Origin of the sequence: Allobosea sp. AAP35 (genome assembly GCF_001295925.1) — a bacterium.
GTDB lineage: Bacteria > Pseudomonadota > Alphaproteobacteria > Rhizobiales > Beijerinckiaceae > Allobosea.
This window is the reverse complement of the sequence record NZ_LJHQ01000022.1, coordinates 54,258-78,582: the sequence shown is the minus strand read 5'-3', so window position 1 is coordinate 78,582 and position 24,325 is coordinate 54,258. Positions and strand designations below refer to the sequence as shown.

General features: G+C 66.4%; 21 protein-coding genes. 16 read left to right on the top strand and 5 right to left on the bottom strand.

Going from position 1 to position 24,325, the window contains the following annotated elements; genetic code table 11:
* The first annotated feature begins 140 nt into the window (after positions 1-140).
* Complete coding sequence (locus tag IP69_RS09255; protein WP_197279779.1) at positions 141-1,037, top strand: 2-dehydro-3-deoxygalactonokinase; 897 nt, start codon at positions 141-143, stop codon at positions 1,035-1,037.
* 215 nt (positions 1,038-1,252) lie between these two features.
* A complete protein-coding gene (locus tag IP69_RS09250) occupies positions 1,253-1,819 on the top strand; it encodes a TIGR02281 family clan AA aspartic protease (protein WP_054142532.1) in 567 nt (188 codons plus the stop codon).
* Between the two features lie 92 nt (positions 1,820-1,911).
* Here the strand turns inward: IP69_RS09250 and IP69_RS09245 are convergent, their stop codons facing one another.
* The 3 genes from IP69_RS09245 to IP69_RS09235 form a co-directional block, all read right to left on the bottom strand.
* Positions 1,912-2,460: a TadE/TadG family type IV pilus assembly protein gene (locus tag IP69_RS09245; RefSeq protein ID WP_197279777.1), complete on the bottom strand. Its 549-nt coding sequence runs from the start codon at positions 2,458-2,460 to the stop codon at positions 1,912-1,914.
* Positions 2,461-2,549: 89 nt separating this feature from the next.
* On the bottom strand, positions 2,550-3,191 hold the full coding sequence (locus tag IP69_RS09240; RefSeq protein WP_054142530.1) for a TadE/TadG family type IV pilus assembly protein: 642 nt from the start codon (positions 3,189-3,191) through the stop codon (positions 2,550-2,552).
* 175 nt (positions 3,192-3,366) lie between these two features.
* Positions 3,367-3,891 (bottom strand): pilus assembly protein N-terminal domain-containing protein, encoded by a 525-nt coding sequence (locus tag IP69_RS09235; protein ID WP_054142529.1) that lies wholly within the window; start codon positions 3,889-3,891, stop codon positions 3,367-3,369.
* 413 nt (positions 3,892-4,304) lie between these two features.
* On the opposite strand from IP69_RS09235, the gene IP69_RS21375 reads away from it, so the two are divergent.
* From IP69_RS21375 to IP69_RS09195, 9 genes are all read left to right on the top strand, one after another.
* Positions 4,305-4,469, top strand: coding sequence for a Flp family type IVb pilin (locus IP69_RS21375; protein WP_082359177.1), 165 nt, complete (start codon positions 4,305-4,307; stop codon positions 4,467-4,469).
* 177 nt (positions 4,470-4,646) lie between these two features.
* Positions 4,647-5,159, top strand: a complete 513-nt coding sequence (locus tag IP69_RS09230; protein ID WP_054142528.1) for a prepilin peptidase — start codon at positions 4,647-4,649, stop codon at positions 5,157-5,159.
* A gap of 149 nt (positions 5,160-5,308) precedes the next feature.
* On the top strand, positions 5,309-6,088 hold the full coding sequence (gene cpaB / locus IP69_RS09225) for a Flp pilus assembly protein CpaB (RefSeq protein WP_054142527.1): 780 nt from the start codon (positions 5,309-5,311) through the stop codon (positions 6,086-6,088).
* A complete protein-coding gene (locus IP69_RS09220) occupies positions 6,085-7,527 on the top strand; it encodes a type II and III secretion system protein family protein (RefSeq protein WP_082359176.1) in 1,443 nt (480 codons plus the stop codon). The genes cpaB and IP69_RS09220 overlap by 4 nt, the downstream gene beginning before the upstream one ends.
* Before the next feature lie 62 nt (positions 7,528-7,589).
* Positions 7,590-8,330 carry a CpaD family pilus assembly protein gene (locus tag IP69_RS09215; RefSeq protein WP_156323364.1) on the top strand — a complete coding sequence of 247 codons (741 nt, stop codon included), beginning with the start codon at positions 7,590-7,592 and terminating at the stop codon, positions 8,328-8,330.
* Positions 8,330-9,592, top strand: coding sequence for a P-loop NTPase (locus IP69_RS09210; protein ID WP_054142525.1), 1,263 nt, complete (start codon positions 8,330-8,332; stop codon positions 9,590-9,592). Before IP69_RS09215 ends, IP69_RS09210 begins: the two co-directional genes overlap by 1 nt.
* Before the next feature lie 94 nt (positions 9,593-9,686).
* Positions 9,687-11,135, top strand: coding sequence for a CpaF family protein (locus tag IP69_RS09205; protein WP_054142524.1), 1,449 nt, complete (start codon positions 9,687-9,689; stop codon positions 11,133-11,135).
* 27 nt (positions 11,136-11,162) lie between these two features.
* On the top strand, positions 11,163-12,140 hold the full coding sequence (locus tag IP69_RS09200) for a type II secretion system F family protein (RefSeq protein ID WP_054142523.1): 978 nt from the start codon (positions 11,163-11,165) through the stop codon (positions 12,138-12,140).
* 10 nt (positions 12,141-12,150) lie between these two features.
* Positions 12,151-13,128, top strand: coding sequence for a type II secretion system F family protein (locus IP69_RS09195; RefSeq protein ID WP_054142522.1), 978 nt, complete (start codon positions 12,151-12,153; stop codon positions 13,126-13,128).
* 105 nt (positions 13,129-13,233) lie between these two features.
* On the opposite strand, the gene IP69_RS09190 is transcribed toward IP69_RS09195, so the two are convergent.
* Positions 13,234-14,139, bottom strand: coding sequence for a tetratricopeptide repeat protein (locus IP69_RS09190; RefSeq protein ID WP_248306775.1), 906 nt, complete (start codon positions 14,137-14,139; stop codon positions 13,234-13,236).
* A gap of 115 nt (positions 14,140-14,254) precedes the next feature.
* On the opposite strand from IP69_RS09190, the gene IP69_RS09185 reads away from it, so the two are divergent.
* From IP69_RS09185 to IP69_RS09175, 3 genes are all read left to right on the top strand, one after another.
* The gene (locus IP69_RS09185) at positions 14,255-15,640 is read left to right on the top strand and encodes a leucyl aminopeptidase family protein (protein WP_054142521.1); all 1,386 of its coding nucleotides are present in this window, start codon (positions 14,255-14,257) and stop codon (positions 15,638-15,640) included.
* A gap of 80 nt (positions 15,641-15,720) precedes the next feature.
* Complete coding sequence (locus IP69_RS09180; protein WP_054142520.1) at positions 15,721-16,074, top strand: MarR family transcriptional regulator; 354 nt, start codon at positions 15,721-15,723, stop codon at positions 16,072-16,074.
* Positions 16,075-16,112: 38 nt separating this feature from the next.
* Complete coding sequence (locus IP69_RS09175) at positions 16,113-16,985, top strand: NlpC/P60 family protein (protein ID WP_054142519.1); 873 nt, start codon at positions 16,113-16,115, stop codon at positions 16,983-16,985.
* On the opposite strand, the gene mutS is transcribed toward IP69_RS09175, so the two are convergent.
* Positions 16,982-19,723, bottom strand: coding sequence for a DNA mismatch repair protein MutS (gene mutS, locus IP69_RS09170; protein WP_054142605.1), 2,742 nt, complete (start codon positions 19,721-19,723; stop codon positions 16,982-16,984). The two genes, IP69_RS09175 and mutS, sit on opposite strands and share 4 nt — an antisense overlap.
* Positions 19,724-19,911: 188 nt before the next feature.
* On the opposite strand from mutS, the gene IP69_RS09165 reads away from it, so the two are divergent.
* Positions 19,912-21,747 (top strand): methyl-accepting chemotaxis protein, encoded by a 1,836-nt coding sequence (locus IP69_RS09165; RefSeq protein WP_054142518.1) that lies wholly within the window; start codon positions 19,912-19,914, stop codon positions 21,745-21,747.
* A 192-nt stretch (positions 21,748-21,939) separates the two neighbouring features.
* Positions 21,940-24,225 carry an NADP-dependent malic enzyme gene (locus tag IP69_RS09160; protein WP_054142517.1) on the top strand — a complete coding sequence of 762 codons (2,286 nt, stop codon included), beginning with the start codon at positions 21,940-21,942 and terminating at the stop codon, positions 24,223-24,225.
* Positions 24,226-24,325 lie beyond the last annotated feature (100 nt).

Here is a 24,325-nt window from a genome sequence, read left to right as displayed (position 1 = left end):
GAAGCAATCCAGAGTCGTAGAGCACGCGGCCCTCGATCGCTTCGCTGCGCTCGCAATGACGAACAGGGCTTGACCATGCGATGACGGCAGCGAAACCTCGCGCTGCCCCAACAGCGCGCCCGACCGCCGGAGCCCAGCCCATGCCCAGACCCCTGATCGCCCTCGACTGGGGCACGACCCGCGCCCGCGCCGTCTTGATCTCGGAACAAGGCGAGGTTCTGGAGCGCCGCAGCGCCGATCAGGGCATCCAGTCTGTCCCCGCCAACGGCTTTCCGGCAGCGTTCGAAGCGATCGCGGGCGATCTGCGTCGGGCCTCTCCCCATGCGGCCATCGTGCTCGCCGGCATGGTCGGCAGCCGCAATGGCTGGATCGAGGCGCATTACGTTCCATGCCCCGCCTCGCCGGACGAGATCGCCGCCGCCGGCATGAAGGTGATGCTCGCAGACGGAACGCCCGCCACCATCCTGCCGGGCCTGTCCTGCGACGAGGGCGCCTTCGACGTCATGCGCGGGGAGGAGACGCTGATCGTCGGGCTGGGGCTCGACAACGGCATCGCCTGCCTGCCAGGCACGCATTCGAAATGGGCGCTGATCGAGAACGGCACGATCACCCGCTTCGCCAGCTTCATGACCGGCGAGATCTACGGCCTGCTGCGGCAGCATTCGATCCTGTCGCGCCTCGCCGAGGAGCCTACCGGAAAGGATGCGGCACGGGGCATGGCCAAAGGGCTCGCGGCCGCCTCGCGCCCCGGCGGATTGCTCAACACGGCCTTCGGTGCCCGTTCGGAAGTACTGGCCGGGCGCCTGCCGGGCGGCGCGGTCGGGCCCTATCTCTCGGCGCTGCTGGTCGGCCACGAAATCGCGGGGGCGCGGGCGCTTCTAGGGCAAAGCGATACGGTCCATCTCGTCGCCGATGGCGCGCTTGCTGACAGTTACGAGGCGGCGCTGGCCGCGGCTGGCCTCGCGACGCAGGTGACGACGCCGGAAGCCGCTTTTGTGTCCGGCGTCCGGCGTCTTGCCTCAGGCATCTCGGTATGATCGCGGTCTTTTGCCCCAGCCGTCTGATTTCGGCCAATAGCCCAGCATCGGCGTGCAAAACGCCGTGCAAGCAAGCTGCAAGCGGCCGTTAAGTCTGTTTGCGTTGCGAAGTTGCCTGAAAGCCCGATCGCACTCAATCCGACCACCCGTGTTCACGCTTCGGCAAAGGCTGATCGCCATCCTGCCTGCAAGGGTAATGCAGAAGGCAGGGCGCGATGTCTCAACGACCGATCATCTGGGCAACGGGTATCGCAGTCGGCGCATCGCTTTGCGCGCTCATCTATGGTTCGAAGCTTGCCAGCATCGTTGGCCTCAAGGACGGACCGAGCGCAGCCTCTGTCACGGTCGGTGGCCGTTCCGCCTCCGCCGGTGCGGCCCAGGCCCAACCAGCCGCCGCGCGCCCGAGCGAGCCACCGACGCTGACGGTCGCAGCCGATTACCGGGGGCATTACGTCGTCCACCCCTCGATCGACAATTTCCGCATCCAGATGCTGGTGGATACGGGGGCGAGCCTCGTTGCGCTGACCGCCAAGGATGCCAGGGCGCTGGGCATTCAGCTCTCCAGCGCCGATTACAAGATGGCGCTGAACACGGCCAACGGCACGGTCAGGGGCGCCCGCGTCAATCTGCGCGAGGTCAGGCTGGGCTCGATCCTGGTGCGCAATGTCGAGGCCGTCGTGCTCCCCGAAGGCGCGCTCTCGATGAGCCTGCTCGGCACATCCTTCCTCGGCAAGCTCAGGGGCTACGAGGTCCAGACCGGCCGTATGGTGTTGCGCGGCTAGAGCCACAGCTCATTGGAACATCGCGTCCTCGCGCCCTGTCACGTCACGGCGCGGGCTAAACCTTCTGCCTTTTTGCAAGGGGCCGGCAGGTCTCAGCCGAAGCCTGGGCACATCGCCACGCCGGCGCGCTCGATCTGCTCGATGCTGGCGCTGCCGCCGGCCTTGCCCAAGCGTGGGCGCATAAAGATCGGGTCGCCGCCGATCGTGATCGGGCCGCCCTTGATGATCCAGCCGACCACTGGCGTGAAATCATAGCTGGCTTGAGCCACGACGATCGAGGTGTTGGGCAGGCGGACATCCGCCGGTACGGCGAAGGGCTGGCCGCGGTCGATCTTCGTCGCGTTGCGCTGGTCGCTCCAGCAGACCTTGGCGACGCCGGCCGAGTCGATGACGACGAGATGGACCGACATCTTCGGCGCGACTGAAGTGTAGGGCATCATCACCGTCTGTGCGGCATCGAAGATGTTGCTCATCTCGGTGTTGGAGATCGCGCCGGCCTGGGCCTGGGCGGTCAGGTCGGCGAGCGACCGGGTCAACTGCGTGACCTTGCGGCTGATCATGACGGCCTGCCCGGTCTCGACGATGCCGAAATAGATCGCCAGCATCGCCGGCAGGATCATCGCGAATTCGATGGCGGCCACGCCTTGCGTGCCGCGGCGGAACCGGCGAGCGAGACTCCGCAGTGCCGCCCGGTTTCGGTAAGAGGAGAAAGCGCGCGTCATCTGGGACCTCATGGCGCAGGCGCGTTGTAGGGTTCGGTGCGGAAGGTCGCGGAGGCGACGATGCCGCGCCGGCCGGAGCCGATATTGACCAGGCTCTGACTCCAATAGGTGAAGTGCAGCGTGTAGGGCAGCACGGCCCGCACGACGACGATCTGCCCGGGCATGGGCTGGTTGTAGCCGAAGCCGGTCGTGTTCAGGCCCCCTGCCGCAATCGGATTGCTGCCGTCCACCCCGGTTCGGGCATTGGCGAAGGACGAGTAGGTCCGCACATCGACCACGAGTGTGTCGCAGTTCACCATGGTCGATGCGCCGGCGCAGACATCGTTCTTGAAAGCGCCTGGACTGGTCGACGGATAGCGCTGATGCGATTCGCCCGTCAGCAGCCGGCGAGAGGCTTGCGAAACCGATTCCTCGAGAACCTGACTGGTCCAAAACAGCAGTGCCGTTTCGAGGATGGCTGCAAGCAGCATCAGGAAGGGCAGGGCGATGAAGCCGAATTCGACGGCCGTCGCACCGTCCTGCGCGCGGCGGAAACGGAACAGCAGCCGGTTTCGCGGTGTGCGCGTCGGCGCGGCGCCGGCCGGTTCCGGGGTCGGCTCGATGGGGGCCGAAGCTGTCATGTCCTTGGCTGTCATGGCCTTCGCTGTCATGGCCTTCGCATCCGAAGCCGCGGGTAGAGGCCGGCTTGCGCCTGCTGTCGTCAGGTGCGGCATCGTCCCGATGACGCCCCGAGACATAACGCCAAAGACTTTCCGATCCGTTAGACGCGCACGGGCCCTGTTTCGAGGCGGGTTAAGAGACGATTCACGGTGCGAAGGCGCCAAGTCAGCGCTTGATGGCGCCGAGGGCGTTGCTGCTGCGGGTCGTGGCCTGAGATCCAACCTCCCCGAAATACTTCTGCGCGTCTCCAAGCTGGGCTGCGGGCTGGCAGACCGGGGTGCAGGAATAGCTCTCGCGCTCGAGGCCGCGCTGGACCGTCAGCACGGAATCGGTGTCGGCGCCCACGCGCACGAGCGATTCCGCCAGGAGAACACCGCCCGCATCCAGCGCGATCAGATTGGTGACACCGAAGCTCTTGCCGGTGACGATCATGACGCCGTTCTTCTGGATGGCCACATCCGCGATGGCGGGGTTTCCGACGATGACCGTCTGCGCCTTTTCCGGTAGCCGGACCACCTTGGCGTGATCGACCATGACCATGACGCTTTCGGCCTTGGCGGCCTGAGGCGCAGCGTTCGCGGCAACAGCACCTGCGATCAGAAAGAGGCTGCCTGCCGCCCCGCCGAGCGCGCTCTTCGTCCAGGTCGAGCCTGAAAACGGACGCCGTGCTGCGGACCGGAGAGTGAACATGGCGCTGCCTCAAGATTTTCGACATCGGCAGCAAAGCGCAAAATGATGAATCAAACCCTAATCGGCGAAGGCCGATGGTCTTGATCGAGAGCGGATGAGTGTGACCAAAAGGCGGGCGACAACCTGACAAACGGTCGATGGCGCGACATGCGGCTTTGGAGGCGAAAAATGCTTAAGCAGATCCAGTCTTTGTTGTAATTTGACTTGTATAGATATCAATCAAACCGCGTTATGTCTTTAATATGAGGCATAAAGCCGTCGTTAACCATCGTAACGATGTCTCTCAGATCGAGCGAATTCTTCGTTCCGCTTAACTGATCGGCAAGGTGCCCGGGGTAATGTCCATTTGTCGCTGACCGAAGCCGTTTCAGAGCACAGGCAGCCGTCAAACCGTGGTTCAAAAGGAGCTTCACATGACCAACGTTTTCGCTCGCTTCGTCAAGGATGAGTCCGGCGCCACCGCCATCGAATACGGCCTGATCGCCGCCCTGATCGCCGTCGCCTGCATCACCATCTGGGGCAGCCTCGGCGGCAGCCTCAACGCCAAGTTCGGCGAGATCAACACCAAGCTGCAGTGATATCTGGCCGGGCCCCTTGGGGTTCGCAGATCTCGACAACGAAACGCCCCGGCTCGTCCGGGGCGTTTTGATTCAGGCGAGGCTCCGGATCGTCCGGAGTGTCGTGTCGCGGTAAGAGTTTGGTCAGGCGCGTGCGTCAGGATCGAATTCAAAGTCGCCGATCCCAAGGGACTGTCAATGTCGCTCCCGCTCATCGTCCTTTTGTTCGTGTTTCCGGCCGCCATGGCCTATGCGGCGGCCAGCGACCTCGTCTCGATGACGATCTCCAACCGGCTCTGTCTGGTCCTGCTGGCGGCCTTCGCGGTCTGCGCCGGCACGCTTGGTATCGGCTGGGCGCAGATCGGCTGGCATCTGGGCGCGGGCGGCCTGGTGCTCGTCATTTGCTTCGGCATGTTCGCGGCCGGATGGATCGGCGGTGGCGATGCCAAGCTGGCCGCCGTGACGGCGCTCTGGTTCGGCTTCGATCAGTTGATGCCCTATCTCACTTTGGCGGCCGTCGGTGGCGGTGTCCTGACCTTCGCCGTGCTCACGCTGCGCTCGGCGCCGCTGCCCGGTCTGGCGCTTGGATGGTCATGGGCCCGGCGGCTGCACTCGCCCAGGGAAGGCGTGCCCTATGGTATCGCGCTGGCTTTCGCTGCTCTGCTGGTGCTGCCCGAAAGCGCGCTCTGGCGCGCGGCCCTGGGCCTCTAGACCCGCCGATCGTGGCGCGAGCCAAGCCAGACCCTGACACCGGCAAGTGAGATGCAGCCAAAAAGCTACGCTCAGTTAACCATAAGTTGACGATTCCAGCCGACGATCCGCTTCGAGAGCCAACTGGGTTTGGCTGAGGGTCAGTCGCAATGAGTCCCGCCCGCATCATCATCCTCCTGGTCGCATTGGTTGCTGGCGTCGGCGCCGCCATGCTGATCAGCAATCCATCGCAAGAGCCGGCGCCGGTCGCGCGGATCGAAGCGGCACCGACGGTGCCGGTTCTCGTCGCCGCTGCGGATATCCCCGTGGGTAATGTTGTTGCCGCGGCCGACATGCGCTGGCTCGATTGGCCCCTGGCCAGCGTGCCCGCCGGCGTCGTGCGCAAGGACGAAGCCCCCCAGGCCGAGACGGAACTCGCCGGCCAGGTCGTCCGCTACGGCATGCTGGCCTCCGAGCCGATCCGCCGCGAGAAACTGATCAAGACCGATGGCACCGGGTTCCTGTCGGCCGTGCTGCCGTCAGGCATGCGCGCCGTCGCGATCTCCACCGACAGCCGCGGCGCCAATACGGCCGGCGGCTTCATCCTCCCCAATGACCGCGTCGACGTCATCGTGACCGTGAAGGGCCCCGCCGTCGAAGGCGAAGGCGAGGCCTTTATCAGCGAAACCATCCTGCGCAACCTGCGCGTGCTGGCGATCGGCCAGAACGTCCAGGAGCGCAACGGCGAGAAAGTTGTCGTCGGCGAGACCGCGACGCTCGAGGTCGATCCGGGCCAGGCGGAAAACCTGTTCCGCGCCCAGAAGATGGGCACCCTGTCGCTATCGCTGCGCAGCCTCAAGGATGCGGGGCAGGTCGTGACCGGCGCGACGACCGAGGGCGCCCTGACGATCGTCAAATATGGCGTCACCATGAGGAGTGCGAACCAGTGAGCCGGGACCGTAACATCCTCTCCGCCATCCTTGCCCTGGCGCTGTGCAGCCCGGCATTCGGGCAGTCCAGCGCCCCGGCGCCGGTCCTGAATGTCGGCACCAGCGAGCACGCCATCGCCCGCAAGCTCGACCTTTCGATCGGCCGCTCGCTGATCGTCGAGCTGCCGCGCGACGCCAAGGAGGTCTTCGTCGCCAATCCGAAGGTCGCCAATGCCGTCGTCCGCTCGGCCCGCAAGCTCTTCATCATCGGCATCGCCGACGGCTCGACCTCGATGTTCGTCATCGATGGCGAGGGCCGGCAGATCACGGCGCTCGAGATCGAGGTCGGGCGGGATCTGAACGTGCTGCGCCAGACGCTGCGCACCGCGCTTCCGCGGGCGCAGATCGAGATCAAGCCGGCCGGCAACTCGATCCTGCTCGTCGGCAATGTCGCCAATGCCTCCGAGGCGACGCAGGCCGTCGATATCGCCAACGCCTTCGTTGGCGTCAGCAGCGGGCTGTTCACCTCCTCCAAGGGCGCCGTCATCAATTCGCTGACGATCCGCGGCCGTGATCAGGTCATGGTCAAGGTCGTGGTCTCCGAGGTCTCGCGCAAGGCGATCAAGCAGCTCGGCATCAACTCCACCGGCGAATGGAAGCTCGGCAATTTCTCGATCATGCCGACCCTCGACAACCCGCTGCCGCTGCAGCCGCAGGCTCTGGCCGCGACCGCCGTCAATGCGGGCATCGGCAATTCGACCAATTTCACGCTGCGCGCGCTGGAGCGGGCCGGCCTGTCCCGCGTGCTCGCCGAGCCGACGGTGACGGCGATTTCGGGCGAAAGCGCGAAGTTCACCGCCGGCGGCGAAGTGCCCGTGCCAAGCGGCTATTCCTGCGACGGCACCGGCCTGTGCACGCTCGGCATCCAGTATCGCGCGATCGGCGTGGCATTGAACTTCACGCCCATCGTCCTGTCCGACAACAAGATCAGCATGCGCATCGCCACTGAGGTGACCGAACTCGATTTCGAGAACCAGCTGCGCCTCAGCGATACCCGCAACAGCAACCAGCAGGTCGTCAACGCGCCGGCCTTCCGCGTCCGCAAGTCGGACACGACGGTTGAGCTGCCCTCCGGCGGAACCCTGGCGACGGCGGGATTGATCCAGCGCGTCTCGAAATCCTCGCTGAATGGTTTTCCCGGACTGATGAACCTGCCGATCATCGGCGTGCTGTTCCGCTCGCGCGACTATCAGCGCGAGGAGACCGAACTGATGATCACCGCCACGCCCTACATCGCCAAGCCGATGGAGCCCAATCAGGTCCAGCGTCCCGATGATGGCTTCGTCGATGCCCATGATGCGCAGGCAATCCTGCTGGGGCGGCTGAACAAGATCTACGGAAGCGGCGGCGGGGCGCTGCCGCAGGCCTACAAGGGTCGCGTCGGCTTCATCGCCGACTGATGGCCCGCTCCGGAATTGCGACTCCAGGTTTCAAGGCGCAACGCGCAAGGGATGGCGAGACCATGATGGCTCGATCACTGAAAAAGACCCGGCTCCGGCCTGCAGGGCTCGTCACCGTCCTCCTCGCCACGACGCTGCTCGGCGCCTGCGCGGGCAAGGGCGACCTGGCGAATTCGGGGATACCCGTCGATGTCCGCGAGCGTCACCCGATCGTGCTGCGCGATGCGCCGCGCTCGCTCGATGTCTTCGTCGGCCGCTCGGGCGGCGGGCTCGACTCCCGCCAGGCCGAGGATGTCGCGGAGTTCGCCCAGGAATATCGCCGCTCGGGCAGGGGCGGGCTCGTCGCCCAGGTCCCCACCGGAAGCCGGCGCGAGATGGCGGCTCACGACACGCTCAACGGCATCCGCTCGGCGCTGGCCCGGGGCGGCGTCTCCGGGCAGGCGCTGTCGGTGCGAACCTATCCGGTGGCCGATCCCAACCTTGCTTCCCCCATCCGGCTGACCTTCGCCTCGCTCCAGGCCAGACTGCCGCATGATTGCGGCCAGTGGCCCTCGGACACCGGCGTCTCCAGCTTCAAGGAAGACATGTCCAACGAGCCCTACTGGAACTTCGGCTGTTCCAGCCAGGCCACGCTGGCCGCGCAGGTGGCCGATCCGATCGATCTGGTCCGTTCGCGCAGCGAGGGTCGCCCCGACATCGCCAAGCGGATGGGCGCCATCGCCAAGATCCGCGACGGCAAGGACCCATCGACCCAGTACCGGCAGGAAACGCCGCAGATCAACTCGACCGTTGGGGGTCGCTGATGAGCGCCGGGCAGGATTTCGACGGCGGATCCGGACGCGCGGCGGCCGACGAGGTCATCGCGCCGCTGCCGCGCATCACCTTGCAGGCCTTCTGCGAGACACCCGCGGTCGCGGCCACGATGCAGGCGGCCATCGCCGACAGGCGCATGGACAAGGCCCATGCACGCGTCCAGATGGGCGGCCCCGCCGCTGCGGTCGAGGCCTTCCGCGCGGCCCCGACACCCAACATCATCGTGCTGGAAACCGTGTCCGATCCCGCGAGCCTGGTCGGGCATCTCGACACGCTGTCCGAGAGCTGCGACGCCGGCACCAAGGTCGTCGTCATCGGTCATGTCAACGATGTCCAGCTTTACCGCGATCTGATCCGCCGTGGCGTCAGCGAATATCTGATCGCGCCGCTCGAGACGATCGATGTGCTGAAGACGCTGTCGGAACTCTATGTTTCGCCCGGCGCCCGCAATCTCGGCCGCATCATCGCCGTGATGGGCGCCAAGGGCGGTGTGGGTGCCTCGACCGTCGCCCATAACGTCGCCTGGGCGATCGCCCGCAATCTCGACGCCTCCACCGTCATCGTCGATCTCGACATCGCCTATGGCACGGCCGGCCTCGACTTCAACCAGGACCCGCCGCAGGGCATCGCCGAGGCGGTGTTTGCCCCGGAGCGTCTCGACGCCAACATGCTCGACCGGTTGCTCTCCCGCTGCAGCGACAATCTGACCCTGCTGGCGGCGCCCGCGATGCTCGACCGCACGCTGGATCTGCCGGATGACGCCTTCGAGCAGCTCTTCGACCTGCTTCGCGCCACCGTGCCCTGCGTGGTCCTCGATGTGCCCCATGTCTGGAGCGGCTGGGTCCGGCGCGCCCTGATCAGCTCCGACGAGATCGTCGTCGTCGCGGGCCCCGAACTCGCCTCGCTCAGGAACGCCAAGAATTTGATGGATCTGGCGCGTGCCAACCGTCCCAACGATTCGGGTGCGAAGCTGGTGCTCAACCAGGTCGGCATGCCCAAGCGTCCGGAAATCGATGCCGCCGAATTCGCCAAGGCGCTGGGCGTCGATGTCCTGACCTCGATCCCGTTCGATGCACAGCTCTTCGGCACCGCAGCCAATAACGGCCAGATGATCGCGGAGGTGCAGCCCACCGGCAAGATCGCCGAGGCCTTCGTCCAGATCGCCAGCAGCCTGACCGGGCGCGGCGAGGCCAAGCGCGGCAAGCGCAGCCTGTTCGAGCCGCTCGTCGCCAAGCTGCGGCGCAAGGCCTGAGCGATGCGGGGTCTCCGGACCAGGGGCAGGGTTTGGGGCTGCGCTAGCCCCCGCCGGCCGGCGACGCGGCTGATGGCCGCGAAAGAGGATTGAGATGTTTGGAAAGCGATCCCCCGGCGGAACTGCCGCCCCGGCCCTGGTCCTGAAGACGCCGGCCGCCGCCGCTCCGTCGCGTAAGCCAGAGCCGCTGCCGGTTGCCGCCGAAACGCGCCGGGCCCCGCCCCCGGCACCGCCGACCGAGCAGCCGCGCTCGGACGAATACTACCAGATGAAGAGCATGATCTTCGGTGCTCTCATCGAGGCGATCGACCTGTCGCAGCTTGCCAAGCTCGATGGTGAATCGGCGCGCGAGGAAATCCGCGACATCATCAACGAGATCATCTCGCTGAAGAACGTCGTGCTCTCGATTGCCGAGCAGGAGGAACTGCTCGACGACATCTGCAACGACGTGCTCGGCTACGGTCCGCTCGAACCGCTGCTCGCCCGCGACGACATCGCCGACATCATGGTCAACGGCGCCTCGCGCACCTTCATCGAAGTCGGCGGCAAGATCACGCTGACCAATATCCGCTTCCGCGACAACGCGCAGCTGATGAACATCTGCCAGCGCATCGTCAGCCAGGTCGGCCGCCGCGTCGACGAAAGCTCGCCGATCTGCGACGCGCGCCTCGCCGACGGCTCGCGCGTCAACGTCATCGCCCCGCCTCTGGCGATCGACGGCCCGGCGCTGACCATTCGTAAGTTCAAGAAGGACAAGCTGACGCTCGACCAGCTCGTCAAATTCGGCGCGATCTCGCCGCCTGGCGCCGAGATCCTCAAGATCATCGGCCGGGTCCGCTGCAACATCGTCATCTCCGGCGGTACGGGCTCGGGCAAGACGACGCTGCTCAACTGCCTGACGAACTATATCGACCTCGACGAGCGCGTCATCACCTGCGAGGACGCAGCCGAACTCCAGCTCCAGCAGCCGCATGTCGTGCGCCTCGAAACCCGCCCGCCCAATCTCGAGGGCACCGGCGCGGTGACGATGCGCGACCTCGTCAAGAACTGCCTTCGCATGCGCCCCGAGCGGATCATCGTCGGCGAGGTTCGCGGCCCCGAGGCCTTTGATCTTTTGCAGGCGATGAACACGGGCCATGACGGCTCGATGGGCACGCTCCACGCCAACACGCCGCGCGAATGCCTCAGCCGTATCGAATCGATGATCACCATGGGCGGCTTCACGCTGCCCTCGAAGACCCTGCGCGAGATGATCTGCTCATCGATCGACGTGATCATCCAGGCGCAGCGCCTGCGCGACGGTTCGCGCCGCATCACCCACATCACCGAGGTGATGGGCATGGAAGGCGACGTCATCATCACCCAGGACATCGTCAATTACGACATCCTGGGCGAGGACGCCAACGGCAAGCTCCTGGGCCGCCACCGTGCGACCGGTATCGGCCGTCCACGCTTCTGGGAGCGCGCACGCTATTATGGCGAAGAGCAGAGGCTCGCCGCGGCGATCGACGAACTCGAGCAGGGCGAACCCAATGCGGCCTGACCACGCCAGCGGGCCGGAGCAGCGGCCATGGATCTGAGCTTCATTGCCGTGTTCGTTCTGGCGACGCTGGCCGTCGGCGGCGTCATCTATGCGTTGTTCTACCCGATGCTCAGCGGGGAGGCGCGCGCCGAAAAGCGCCGCAAGGAGTTCGCCGCACCCGCCGCGGCCCGGACATTCGACCGTGAGGCGCAGGCTCGTGCCAAGCGCGGTCAGGTTGCCCAGAGCCTCAAGGATATCGAAAATCGCGAGAACGCCCGCAACAAGCTGACGCTCGAACAGCGCATCCAGCAAGCGGGGCTGAGCTGGAACCGCAAGAAATACTACATCGTCAGCGCCATCATGGCGGCGGTCACCGGCCTGCTCCTGTTCCTGTTGAGCGCCAACCCGATTATTGGGCTGGTCGGGCTGTTCATCGGGGCCTTCGGCATGCCGCATTGGTACCTGCAGCGCTGTCGGACTGCCAGGCTGAAGAAGTTCGGCAACGAATTTCCCAATGCGATCGACGTCATCACCCGTGGCATCAAGGCAGGCCTGCCTCTCAACGACTGTCTGCGGATCGTCGCGACCGAGGCTGTCGAGCCGGTGAAGACCGAGTTTCGTCTGATCATCGAAAGCCAGGCGCTTGGGCTGACCCTCACCGACGCGGCCGCCAAGCTCTACGAGCGCATGCCTTGCCCCGAGTCGAACTTCTTCGGCATCGTTCTGGCCATCCAGCAGAAGACTGGCGGCAATCTTTCGGAAACCCTCGGCAATCTGTCACGCGTCATTCGCGATCGCCGCAAGATGCGCGACAAGATCAATGCCGTTTCGATGGAAGCCAAGGCCTCCGCAGGCATCATCGCCTGCTTGCCGCCGACGGTGGCGCTCATGGTCTATCTGACGAGCCCTCGCTACATCGAGCTGCTCTGGATTACGCAGTCAGGCAAGTTCGCTCTGGTGGGTTGCGCGGTCTGGATGCTCATCGGCGTGTTGATCATGCGCAAGATGATCAACTTCAACATTTGAGGCGGAGCCGATGATTTCCCTGATCGCGGAAAAGGCCGTCGACAGCCAGTTCCTGCTGGCGCTGTTCGTCGCCATCGCCGCCGCCGCCACGGTGCTGACCATCGCGATCCCGCTGACGGAAGGCTCGAACCTCCAAAAGCGCATGAAAAGCGTTGCCACCGAGCGCGACAAGATTCGCGCCCGCGAGCGCGAACGGCTCAACCGGCAAAGCGACCGTGTCTCTTTGCGCCAGGAGCCGAAGGAGTTCATGCGGCGCATCGTCCATCAGTTCAAGCTCAGCGACTGGCTCGGCACCGAGACCGCCAAGAAGCAGCTCGCAATGGCCGGCTATCGTGGGCAGCAGGCTGAAGTGGGATTCCTCTTCTTCCGACTGGTAATGCCGATCGGCCTGTTTCTGTTGACGCTGTTTTATGTTTTCGTCCTCAAGGACACCGGTCAATCGACGATCGTCAGGATCGGGATGGCGGTCGGCGGCGCCTATCTCGGCATCAAGGCGCCCGAACTGTTCCTGTCGAACCAGATCAGCAAGCGCCAGGCCTCGATGAAGCTGGCCTTTCCGGATGCGCTCGATCTGCTGTTGATCTGTGTTGAATCGGGCATGTCGATCGAGCATGCCTTCCGGAAGGTCTCGACCGAGATCGGCGGGCAGTCGGTGCCGCTGGCCGAAGAGTTCGCGTTGTGCACGGCGGAGCTGTCATACCTCTCCGAGCGCCGCCAGGCTTATGAGAACCTCAGCGCCCGCACCGGGCTGGAGGGTGTCAAATCGGTCTCGACCGCGCTGATCCAGGCGGAGCGCTACGGCACGCCCCTGGGGACCGCGCTGCGCACACTGTCGCAGGAAAGCCGCGACCAGCGCATGATGGAAGCGGAAAAGAAGGCTGCTTCCCTGCCGCCGAAGCTGACCGTGCCGATGATCCTGTTCTTCCTGCCGGTGCTGTTCGTCGTCATCATGATGCCGGCGGCCATTCAGGTGATGAAGCTGCAGTGACAGCAACGATCTGAGCGGCTCTCGATGCCCGTGACAGCGGCCGGGCATCCGCCATGGGGCGGCGCCCGGTCAATTCAGGATGGCAAGATTGACCGGGGTATGTGCTCAGCCCTGAGGGGAGGGCGTCCCCGATGCACCGGCCTCGGCGGCAGTGGGTCTCGATTTGCCCTTCGCGCCGCCCGTCTTGAGCATGTCCCAGCTGTTGGGCTGGCTGACGCTGCGCTTGAGATAGGCGACCGTGGCTGCGGCCTCGGCGGGGTTCTGGTCCTGCCGGGCGAGAGCCTCGGCCTCGGCGAAGCGGCCCTGCAGACCAAGCACCAGCACGAGATTTTGCCGGACGCGGGGATCGCCACTGCCGGTGGAGGCCGCTTCGCGCAGGACGCGCTCGGCTTCCGGCAGTTGCTTCGACAGAGCCAGCGAAAGGCCAAGATTGGACAGGATCGTCGGTTCGCCCGGCGCGATCTTGAGCGCCGCCTGATAGATCTGCTGCGCCCTGGCATGCTCGCCGAGCTGGTCGGCCACCGTGCCTTGCGCCGAGAGGATCCGCCAGTCGGGCCGCTCTGGCGAATGCGCCCGCGAAAGCACCTCGTCGGCTTCCTTCAGGCGGCCGTTATCCGCCAGAGAGCGGCCATAGGCGCCGAGCAATTCGCGATCGCTGGAATGGGCCAGCACCGCGCCCTGCAGCACGGCGAGCGTCTGTGCGTTCTGGTCGAGCGCCCGCAGCGCACGGGCATAGTTGAACGCGGCGTCGCGGTCCTTGGGATTGGCTTCGTAACGCTTGCCCCAGCGGTCGCTTTCGGCATGCCAGTCGGCGGTGCTGCGCGGTTGCGACGCGGTCTTGCCGATCGAGCCCGTGATGTCGCCCAATCCGCCGCCCCGGCTTTGGCAGCCTCCGAGCGCCAAAGCGGCGATGCAGACGCCGAGCGCCAGTCGACGCCGGTACGACCGGAGAAGGCTGGCCGCGCCGCGCCGGCGTGTCTGGGAAAGCGAAGACAGATGACTGAAAAACATGGGTCTCATCGCCTTGCCATGATGGCAGGAAGGGGTGCTTCGGTGATAAAGTGTTAACCCTAACGCATCCTTAACCGGCACGATCCGCGTCCTCCCAACCAGGTATCCGAGCCTCGTGAACAGCCTCCTCGTCGCCGCCTCGGCCACTGCGATTCCCATTCATTGCGTGACGAGGGCGGGGTTGGCGACGCTATTGGGCGCGCTCGCGCCGGAGGGCCGGCGCTTTGCCGAAGCGCAGGAGTTTGCCGCGCAACCGGGCCAGCATCTCGTGCTGCCGGACGCGGCGGGCGCCGTCGGCGCCGTGCTTCTGGGCGTCGAAGGCTCGGATGCGCGCCGCCGCGACCCTTTCGCGCCCGGCCGGCTGGCGACGCTCCTGCCTGACGGTGATTACGCGCTGACCGGCGAGACGGGCGATCTCGCCCTCGCCGCGCTCGGCTGGCTGCTGCAGGGTTATCGCTTCGAGCGCTATCGCAAGCCCGCCCCGGCAAAGGCGCGCCTCGTGTTGCCCGAGGGCTTGGACGGCGAAGAGCTTCTGCGGATCGCAAGCTCCGTCGTGCTCGCCCGCGATCTCGTCAACACCCCGGCCAACGACATGGGGCCGGCCGAGATCGAGGCGGCGATCCGCGCTTTGGCGGGCGAGACGGGGGCGGTCGTCGCCGCGATCGTCGGCGACGACCTCATTGCCCGCAATTTCCCGATGATCCATGCGGTCGGTCGCGCCTCGACGCGCGCGCCGCGGCTTGTCGATCTGGTCTGGGGCGATCCGGCCCATCCCAAGGTCACGCTCGTCGGAAAGGGCGTCGCCTTCGATACCGGCGGGCTCGATCTCAAAACCTCTGCCGGCATGTTGCTGATGAAGAAGGACATGGGCGGGGCAGCGGCCGCGATCGCAGCCGCCCGCATGATCATGCTGGCCAAGCTCCCGGTGCGGCTGCGCCTGCTCGTGCCCGCAGTCGAGAATGCCGTGTCGGGCGCGTCCTTCCGACCGGGCGACGTGCTGCCCAGCCGCAAGGGCCTCACTGTCGAGATCGGCAACACCGATGCGGAAGGTCGGCTGATCCTCGCCGACGCGCTGACACTGGCCGATGAAGAGGCCCCCGAACTCCTGATCGACTTCGCAACTCTGACCGGCGCCGCCCGCACAGCGCTCGGCCCGGACCTGCCGGCCTTCTACACCCAGGACGACGGGCTGGCGGCCGAGATCGCGCGGCTTGGCGAGGTGGTCAACGATCCGGTCTGGCGCCTGCCGCTCTGGCCGCCCTATGAGCGCATGCTCGATTCGCGCATTGCCGATCTCAACCATGTCTCAGGCGGCAGCTTCGCCGGCTCAGTGACGGCGGCGCTCTTCCTCAATCGCTTCGTCGACAAGACCGCCTCCTACGCCCATTTCGACATCTATGCCTGGAATCCCTCCTCGAAGCCCGGACGACCAGAGGGCGGCGAATGCCAGGCGGCGCGGCTGACCTATGCGCTGGTGAGGCAATTCTACCCGGCCGGTTAATCCTGTTGGCGCATCCCGATTGCGTCCCTGCGCGCGCAGGCTAATGATACGGACCCGTAACGATCGGGACCGCGCCACTCATGCCCTTGGAGATCAAGCCCTCGCAGGCGCTCAGGCTCTGGCGGCAGGTCCATCTCGATCTCGTGCGGGACGGGCAGGCTGATCTGTCGGCACGGCAGACCGCGATCCTGCTGACGATCTATCTGGAGCTGCCGCCCCATACGGTCCGGGGCCTGGCGGCCCAGCTCGGCGTGACCAAGCCGGTGATCACCCGCGCGCTCGACACCATGGGCAAGCTTGGCCTCGTCAGCCGCAAGCGGGACGATTTCGACCGGCGCAACGTCGTGATCCAGCGCACGGTGGCCGGCGCGCTCGCGGTCGAGCGGCTGGCGGATCTTGTGGTCGAGCGCGCCCGCGAGATGGGCGGCGGCTGAACGTTCCCGTTCCGGCGCGGGGCGGGTAGAATACCGCAATGAATGCGATTCTCGACCGCCGCCTGACGCCTGCCCGCGCCGATCTCGCCGCCCGCCATCTCGAGGGCCTCGTTGAGGCGCGCGCCTTTGTCGATCCCGTGCCGATGCGCGTTGCTGCCCCCTCCGCGCCCGTGCGCCGCGAACCACGCCCCGATGCCCCGCTCGACACCGAGGCACTCTGCGGCGAGGCGGTCGACGTATATGAGCGGTTCGAGGGCTGGGCCTGGGTCCAGCTCCGTTCGGACGGCTATGTCGGCTATGTCCCCGACGATGCCCTGCGCGCCGATGCGCTGGTTCCGACCCACCGCGTCAGCGCCTTGCGGAGTTTCGTCTATCCCGGCCCCTCGATGAAGTTGCCGCCCCTGGCGGCACTGTCGCTGGGGGCGGGCGTGACGGTCACGGGCGAAACCGGCGAGTTTGCCACCCTGTCTGAATTCGGTCGCTACGCGACCGGCTTTGTCTTCGCCGGCCATGTGGCGCCGCTGGCGACGCCGGAGGCCGATTTCGTCGCCGTTGCCGAGCTCTTCCTGAATGTGCCCTATCTCTGGGGCGGCAAGACCAGCCTCGGTCTCGACTGTTCTGGCCTGACCCAGCTCGCGCTGGCGGCCGCAGGCATCGTCTCCCCACGCGATTCCGATATGCTGGAACGCGACATCGGCCAGCCCGTCCCCTTCGACGACGCCCTGCGCGGCTTGCAGCGCGGTGATCTCGTCTTCTGGAAGGGCCATGTCGGCATCCTGACCGATCCCGACACCTTGCTCCACGCCACCGCCTCTTCGATGACCGTGACGCGCGAGCCGCTGCGCACCGCCCGCGACCGCATCCAGGCCAGGAGCTTCGGCGCGATCACGGGCATCCGGCGGCCTCGCTAGCCCAGCCCCTTCAGCCGATACAACGCCTCCAGCGCCTCGCGCGGCGTCATCTCGTCGAGGTCCAGCCCCCCCAAGGCCAACCGCAGCGGATCTTCGGCCGGCTGTGACGGCACCGGCGCCGCTCGCCTTTGCGGGGCGGCAAACAGCGGCAGATCGTCGACCAGCGAGGCGGCCGGCTTCTCGCGCTCGCTCTTCTCCAGCTCGCTCAGGATGGCTCTCGCGCGTTCGACCACGGCCGGCGGCAGGCCGGCGAGCTTGGCGACCTGGATGCCGTAGGAGCGATCCGCCGCGCCCGGCACGACTTCGTGCAGGAAGATGACCTCGCCATTCCATTCGGTGACGCGCACCGTCGCGTTGCTGACGCGCTCGAGTCGGTCACCAAGCGCGGTCAATTCGTGATAATGCGTCGCGAAAAGCCCGCGGCAGCGATTGACCTCATGCAGATGCTCGATCGCCGCCCAGGCGATCGAGAGCCCGTCGAATGTCGCGGTGCCGCGTCCGATCTCGTCAAGGATGACGAGCGCGCGCGGGCCGGCCTGGTTCAGGATGGCGGCGGTCTCGACCATTTCGACCATGAAGGTCGAGCGTCCGCGCGCCAGATCGTCGGCCGCGCCCACGCGCGAGAACAGCCGGTCGACGATGCCGATATGGGCGCTCGCCGCAGGCACGAAGGCGCCCATCTGCGCCAGCACGGCGATCAGCGCATTCTGGCGCAGGAAGGTCGATTTACCGGCCATGTTGGGGCCGGTGATCAGGCAGATCCGGCCACCCTTTGCAGTGGGATCGGGCGGCGACAATTCGGTTTCGTTGGCAACGAAGGGCTTGCCGTCGCGCTTCAGCGCAGCCTCGACCACGGGGTGGCGGCCGGCCTGGATGGTGAAGGCCTCGCTGGCGTCGATCAAAGGGCGGCACCAGCCCTCGCGCGCGGCGAGTTCGGCCAGGCCCGCCGCGACATCGATCTCGGCAAGCGCGGCGGCCGCGCGCTTGATCGGTTCGCCATGGGCCAGCACGGCCTCGCACAGGTTGGCGAAAACGCCGAGTTCAAGTTTGAGAGCGCGGTCGGCGGCCGAGGCGATCTTCGCCTCCAGGCCGCCGAGCTCGACCGAGGAGAAGCGCATCGCATCCGACATCGTCTGGCGATGCACGAAGACCGCCCGCCAGGGCTCCTTCAGGAAATCCTCGCCAATGGCCTGCGGCACCTCGACGAAATAGCCCAGCATCGAATTGTGCTTGATCCGCAGGGTGCGGCAGGCGGTCTCGGCGGCGTAGCGCGCCTGCAGCTGCGCGATCACCTTGCGGGAATCGACCTGCAGCAGCCGTAATTCGTCGAGGGCGGGATCGTGGCCTTCGCGCACGAAGCGCCCGTCGCGACGGTTGAGCGGCAGTTCGTCGGCGAGCGTCGTCGCAAGCCGGGCCGGCAGATCGGGGTCGACCTCGGACAAGGCACGCGAGGCTTTGACGAGTTCAGCCGGTAACGCAGCCCGGCCGAGCAGCATACCGACGATGGCGCGTGCGGCGATGAGCCCCGCGCCCAGCGCGGCGAGGTCACGCGGTCCGCCGCGGTCGAGCGAGAGCCGCGCCAGCGCCCGCGCGATATCGGGCACCTTCGCGAGCATGGCCTGCAGGTCTTCGCGCAGCGCGCCGTCTGCGACCAGCGCCTCGACGGCATCATGGCGCTGCGCGATCGCCTGCGGATCGGTCAGCGGCCCCGCCAGTCGCTCCGCCAGAAGCCGCGCTCCGCCGGGCGTCACGGTCCGGTCGATTGTCGCCAGCAGGCTGCCGCCGCGTTCGCCCGACAAGGTCCGCGTCAGCTCGAGATTGGCCCGCGTCGCCGCGTCGATGAGCATCGTGTCGGAGCCGGCATCGCGCACGGGCGGCGAGAGGGGCGGACGCGCGCCGAACTGCGTGCGCTCGACATAAGCGAGCGCGGCACCTGCCGCCGCGACCTCCGCCCGGCTGAAATGGCCGAAGGCGTCGAGCGTGGCGACGCCGAAAAAGGCCTGTAGCCGGCGCTCGGCGGATGCGGCATCCAGCCCCTCGCGCGCCAGCGGCGTCACCGGCACGCCGATCTCGCGCCAGAACGATTTCAGATCCGGATCGTCATGGATTGCGTCGGGGCAGACGATCTCGCGCGGTTCCAGCCGGGCAAACTCGATGGCGAGCCGCTCCTGCGGCGCTTCCATCACGCTGAACCGCCCAGTCGAGATGTCGATCGCGGCGATGCCGTAGAGCGCGCTCGCATCGCCGAGCTTTCGCCGCGCCACGGCAACCAGCAGGCTGGCGCGGCCGGGTTCGAGCAGGCGCTCCTCGGTAATCGTACCGGGCGTGACGAGGCGAACCACGTCGCGCCGCACCACCGATTTCGGCCCGCGCTTTTTCGCCTCGGCGGGATCCTCGATCTGCTCGCAGACCGCGACACGGTGGCCGGCCGCGATCAGTCTCTGCAGATAGTCGTCGGCGCGGTCCACCGGCACGCCGCACATCGGGATGTCGTCGCCCTGGTGCTTGCCGCGCTTGGTCAGCACGATGCCCAGCGTCCGCGAGGCGATCTCGGCATCTGCAAAGAACAATTCGTAGAAATCGCCCATCCTGTAGAACAGCAGGCAGTCGGGATTGGCGGCTTTGATCTCGACATATTGCGCCATCATCGGCGTGACGCGCGCTAGGTCCGCCGGGAGAACGGCCGCGGGAGCGGGCGGATCGACCCGCTCGGAGAGAGACTGGCTGGCGTTGTGCATCTTGCCCAAACGCTAGCGTTTTGACGCTGGTTTGCAAACCGCGCAGCCGGGCGTGCGCGATATCGACGACTTTTTGGTGTGGATGCCAGATAGCGATGTCGCAACGCACAAAGGTTCAGGATTCGTTAGCAGCCATTCCTGTAGATGTCGGACAGAAGGCCGTCTTTGGCGCAGCAGGCAAGTGCCCCATGCTACTGGAACTGACCCGAGGTCTTGGTTACCTGATCGTCGCGGCGGTTCTGGTGCCACTCGCAACGACCCGGCTTGGCGAGCGTCACTTGCTGCGCCAGATCGCCATAGGGCTGATCTTCGCAGCAGGCGGCTGCGCCAGCATGCTCGATCCCATTGCCGTGCAGCCCGGCGTCCAGCTCGATTTCCGCAACATCGCGGCGGCCTTCGCGGGTCCCCTGGGAGGGCCCGTTGCCGCCTGTATCACAGCCCTGGTCCTGTCGGCGTTTCGGCTGTCTCTCGGCGGTATGGCCGCAGAGGCTGGCGTCGCCGGAATTCTGCTCTGCTCGATCATCGGCATGAGCTATGCCGTCCGGCTGCGGCGCAAGGGACGGACGGCATCCATCGGGGGCCTCGTCGGGTTGAGTCTCGTCGCCGCCTGGATGCCCGTTGCGCTGATCCTGGCCTTTGCGCCGTTCCCGCTCGCCTTTGAGCTGATGGTGAGCCTCTCGGGGCCTGCCGCGACCTTGGTCAACATGCTGGGCGCGGTCCTGATCGGCCTGATCATCACAAGCGATCAGCAGCGGGTGGACGCGCTGCTGCAACTCGAGGCCTGCACGGCGAACATGCCTGGGGTTCTCTACCGCAAGATCCTGCGGCCGGACGGGACGATCGAGCACAAGCTGGCCAATTCCAGGATCGAGCAGTTGCTCGACGTGACGCGCGAGGAGGTGGAGCGCGACCCGGAGAGCTGGCTGCGCTGGATGCTGCCCGAAGACCGGGAGTTTCTGAAGAAAGCCAATGCCGCCGCGGCCGCCGAACGGACACTCAAGCCTTGGCGTTTTGAAGCGCGACATCGCCGCGATGATGGGACCCTGGTCTGGCTGAGGACCGATGCCGCGGCGCGTCGACTCGCGGATGGCTCGATCTGCTGGGATGGCATCATCACGGATGTCACGGCGGAGCGGACGCTCGCCCAGCGGCAGCAGCAAATGGACGTCGACCGCAAGGGCGCGCTTGAAGACCTGGCCATGCAACTCGAGGTCACGGTCGGCAAGGCCCTGCAGGAGGTCGCGACCTCGGTACGCGGCATGCATGACGCGGCCAATGCCATGGCGGGCAGCGCCAACACCACCACGCACCGCGCCAGCGAGGTGATGCGAGAAGCCGATGAGGCTTCACGCCGGGTTGGCAGCGTGGCGGTTGCAGCCGAGGAGATCGAAGCTTCGATCCGCGAACTGACCCGCCAGACCGCCCATGCCGATCAGACGGTGCGCGAGGCGGCGAGCTATGTTCGCTCCACCCGCCGGGATGTCGCGGGTCTCGGAGAAGCCGCCGACAAGGTCAGCTCCGTGCTCGACTTCATCGAGGACATCGCCTCGCGCACCAACCTTCTGGCTCTGAACGCCACGATCGAGGCCGCTCGCGCCGGGGCTGCCGGGCGCGGCTTTGCCGTCGTCGCGGGCGAGGTGAAAAATCTCGCGGAACAGACCCAGAAGGCAACCCGCGACATCGCCGCGACGCTGCAGGACATCCGCAGCGCAGCCGCGACCGCCTCCGATGCGGTTGCCCATATCGAGGGCACGATGACGACGATCGAGCAGACCTCAGGCGCCATCGCCGAGGTCGTCAGCCGACAGGCTGATATCGCCTCGTCCATCACGGCCGATGCCCAGGCCGTCGCAGGCAGCACCAGCGCCGTGACCGCCAGCGTCGGATCGGTGGCCGCGGAAGTCTCCATCACCGGCGGCGCGGCCGAGCGCGTTCTCGATGTCGCCCGCAAGGTCGATGAGCAGACGGCCTCGGTCGACCGCTATGTCGGCGAGTTTGTGGGCAGCCTGCGCCGACGCTTGTAGGACAATGCGTTCGCAGTGTTGGGCCCCGTGGTCCGCATGAAGCGCATCGGCGGTTGCCATCCCCCGGTGGCTGAGCGGCAACGCAGCCACCCGGACGTCGGGATGTCCTGACCGCGCGGCGGCTTGTGGCCGCGCGGGCGCTTGCCTATGGTCCGCGTCCTTCAGGAAACGCTCTCAAAAAGAATATTCGCCATGACCGACCAGCCGCCGCTCAAACGCACCCGCCCGACCTTCACCGATCAGGAGGCGCTGCTGTTCCACTCCGAGGGTCGGCCGGGCAAGCTCGAAATCGTCGCCACCGTGCCGATGGCGACGCAGCGCGATCTGTCGCTGGCCTATTCGCCGGGCGTCGCCGTGCCGGTGCTGGCGATCGCGGAAGATCCGACCCGCTCCTACGACTACACGGCGCGCGGCAACCTCGTCGCGGTGATCTCGAACGGCACCGCCATTCTTGGGCTCGGCAATCTCGGGGCGCTCGCCTCCAAGCCGGTGATGGAAGGCAAGGCGGTCCTGTTCAAGCGCTTCGCCGACGTCGATTCGATCGATCTCGAGGTCGATACCGAGGACGCCGACAAGTTCATCGAGGCGGTGCGCTATCTCGGCCCCTCCTTCGGCGGTATCAACCTTGAGGACATCAAGGCCCCCGAATGCTTCATCATCGAGCAGCGCCTGCGCGAGCTGATGGACATTCCCGTCTTCCATGACGATCAGCACGGCACAGCCATCATCGCCGCAGCCGGCCTGATCAACGCGCTCGACCTGACCGACCGCGACATCAAATCGACCCGCCTCGTCATCAACGGGGCGGGCGCGGCCGCCATCGCCTGCACCGAACTGCTCAAGGCGATGGGCTTCAAGCCCGACAACGTCATCCTCTGCGACACCAAGGGCGTGATCTATCAGGGCCGCACCGAGGGCATGAACCAGTGGAAGTCGGGCCATGCGGCGGTGACCGATCGGCGCACCCTGGCGCAGGCGCTGGACGGGGCCGACGCCTTTTTTGGCCTCTCCCAGAAAGGCGCGGTGACGCCGCAGATGGTCGCCTCGATGGCCAAGAACCCGATCATCTTCGCGATGGCCAATCCCGATCCGGAGATCACGCCCGAGGAGGTCCATGCCGTCCGCGACGACGCGATCATGGCCACGGGGCGCTCGGATTATCCCAACCAGGTCAACAACGTGCTGGGCTTTCCCTACATCTTCCGCGGCGCGCTCGATGTCCGCGCCAAGACGATCAACATGGAGATGAAGATCGCCGCAGCCGAGGCGCTGGCGCTGCTGGCCCGCGAGGACGTGCCCGACGAGGTCGCCGCCGCCTATCAGGGATCGCGCCCGCGCTATGGTCGCGAATACATCATCCCCGTGCCCTTCGACCCGCGGCTGATCCATGTCGTGCCCGTGGCGGTGGCCAAGGCGGCGATGGAAACCGGCGTCGCCGGCAAGCCGATCGTCGACATCCCCGCCTACAAGGCGCAGCTTTCGGCGCGGCGCGATCCTGTCGCGGGCACGCTCAACCGCATCTTCGAGCGCGTCCGGCGCTATCCCAAGCGCGTCGTCTTCGCCGAGGGCGAGGAGGAGCAGGTCATCCGCGCCGCGGTTTCGTTCGTCAACCAGGGCCTGGGCCACGCCATCCTTGTCGGCCGCGAGGAGCGCGTCCTCGAGACCGCCTCCGCGCTGGGCGTCGATCTCGAGGCCAAGGGCATCTCGGTCCAGAACGCCCGGCTGTCGAAGCGCAACGCGGCCTATGCGCAGTATCTCTACGAGCGGCTGCAGCGGCACGGCTACCTCTTCCGCGACTGCCAGCGCCTGATCAATCAGGACCGCAACCATTTCGCCGCGGCCATGGTCGCGCTCGGCGATGCCGACGCGATGGTGACGGGCGTGACCCGCAACTACTCGATCGCGCTGGAGGAGGTTCGCCGCGTCATCGACGAGAAGCCCGGCCACCGGCTGATCGGCGTCTCGATCGTGCTCTCGCGCGAGCGCACCGTGCTCGTCGCCGACACCGCCATCACCGAGATGCCGACCGCGCAGCAACTCTCCGAGATCGCGATCGAGGCCGCCGGCGTGGCGCGTCGCCTCGGCTACGAGCCCAAGGTCGCGATGCTCGCCTTCTCGACCTTCGGCCACCCGGCCGGCGAACGCTCCGAGAAGGTGCGCGAGGCGGTCAAGCTGCTCGACGGCCAGCGCGTGGATTTCGAGTATGATGGCGAGATGGCCGCCGACGTCGCGCTCAACCGCGATCTGATGGCGCAGTATCCGTTCTGCCGCCTGAGCGGGCCGGCCAATGTGCTGGTCATGCCCGCATTCCACTCCGCCTCGATCTCGACCAAGATGCTGCAGGAACTCGGCGGCGCGACCGTGATCGGCCCGCTGATCGTCGGCCTCGACAAGCCGGTCCAGATCGTGCCGCTCGGCGCCAAGGACAGTGACATCGTCAACATGGCGGCCCTGGCGGCGTTCAACATCGGCGGCTAAAGCGCGATCCATGAGGGCGGCGGCCTTCGCCGCTCTCGTTCATACCGAGTTCATTCTCGACCCTTCAGCCTGATGCCAGAGCCGGTTCAACCGGTCGGCG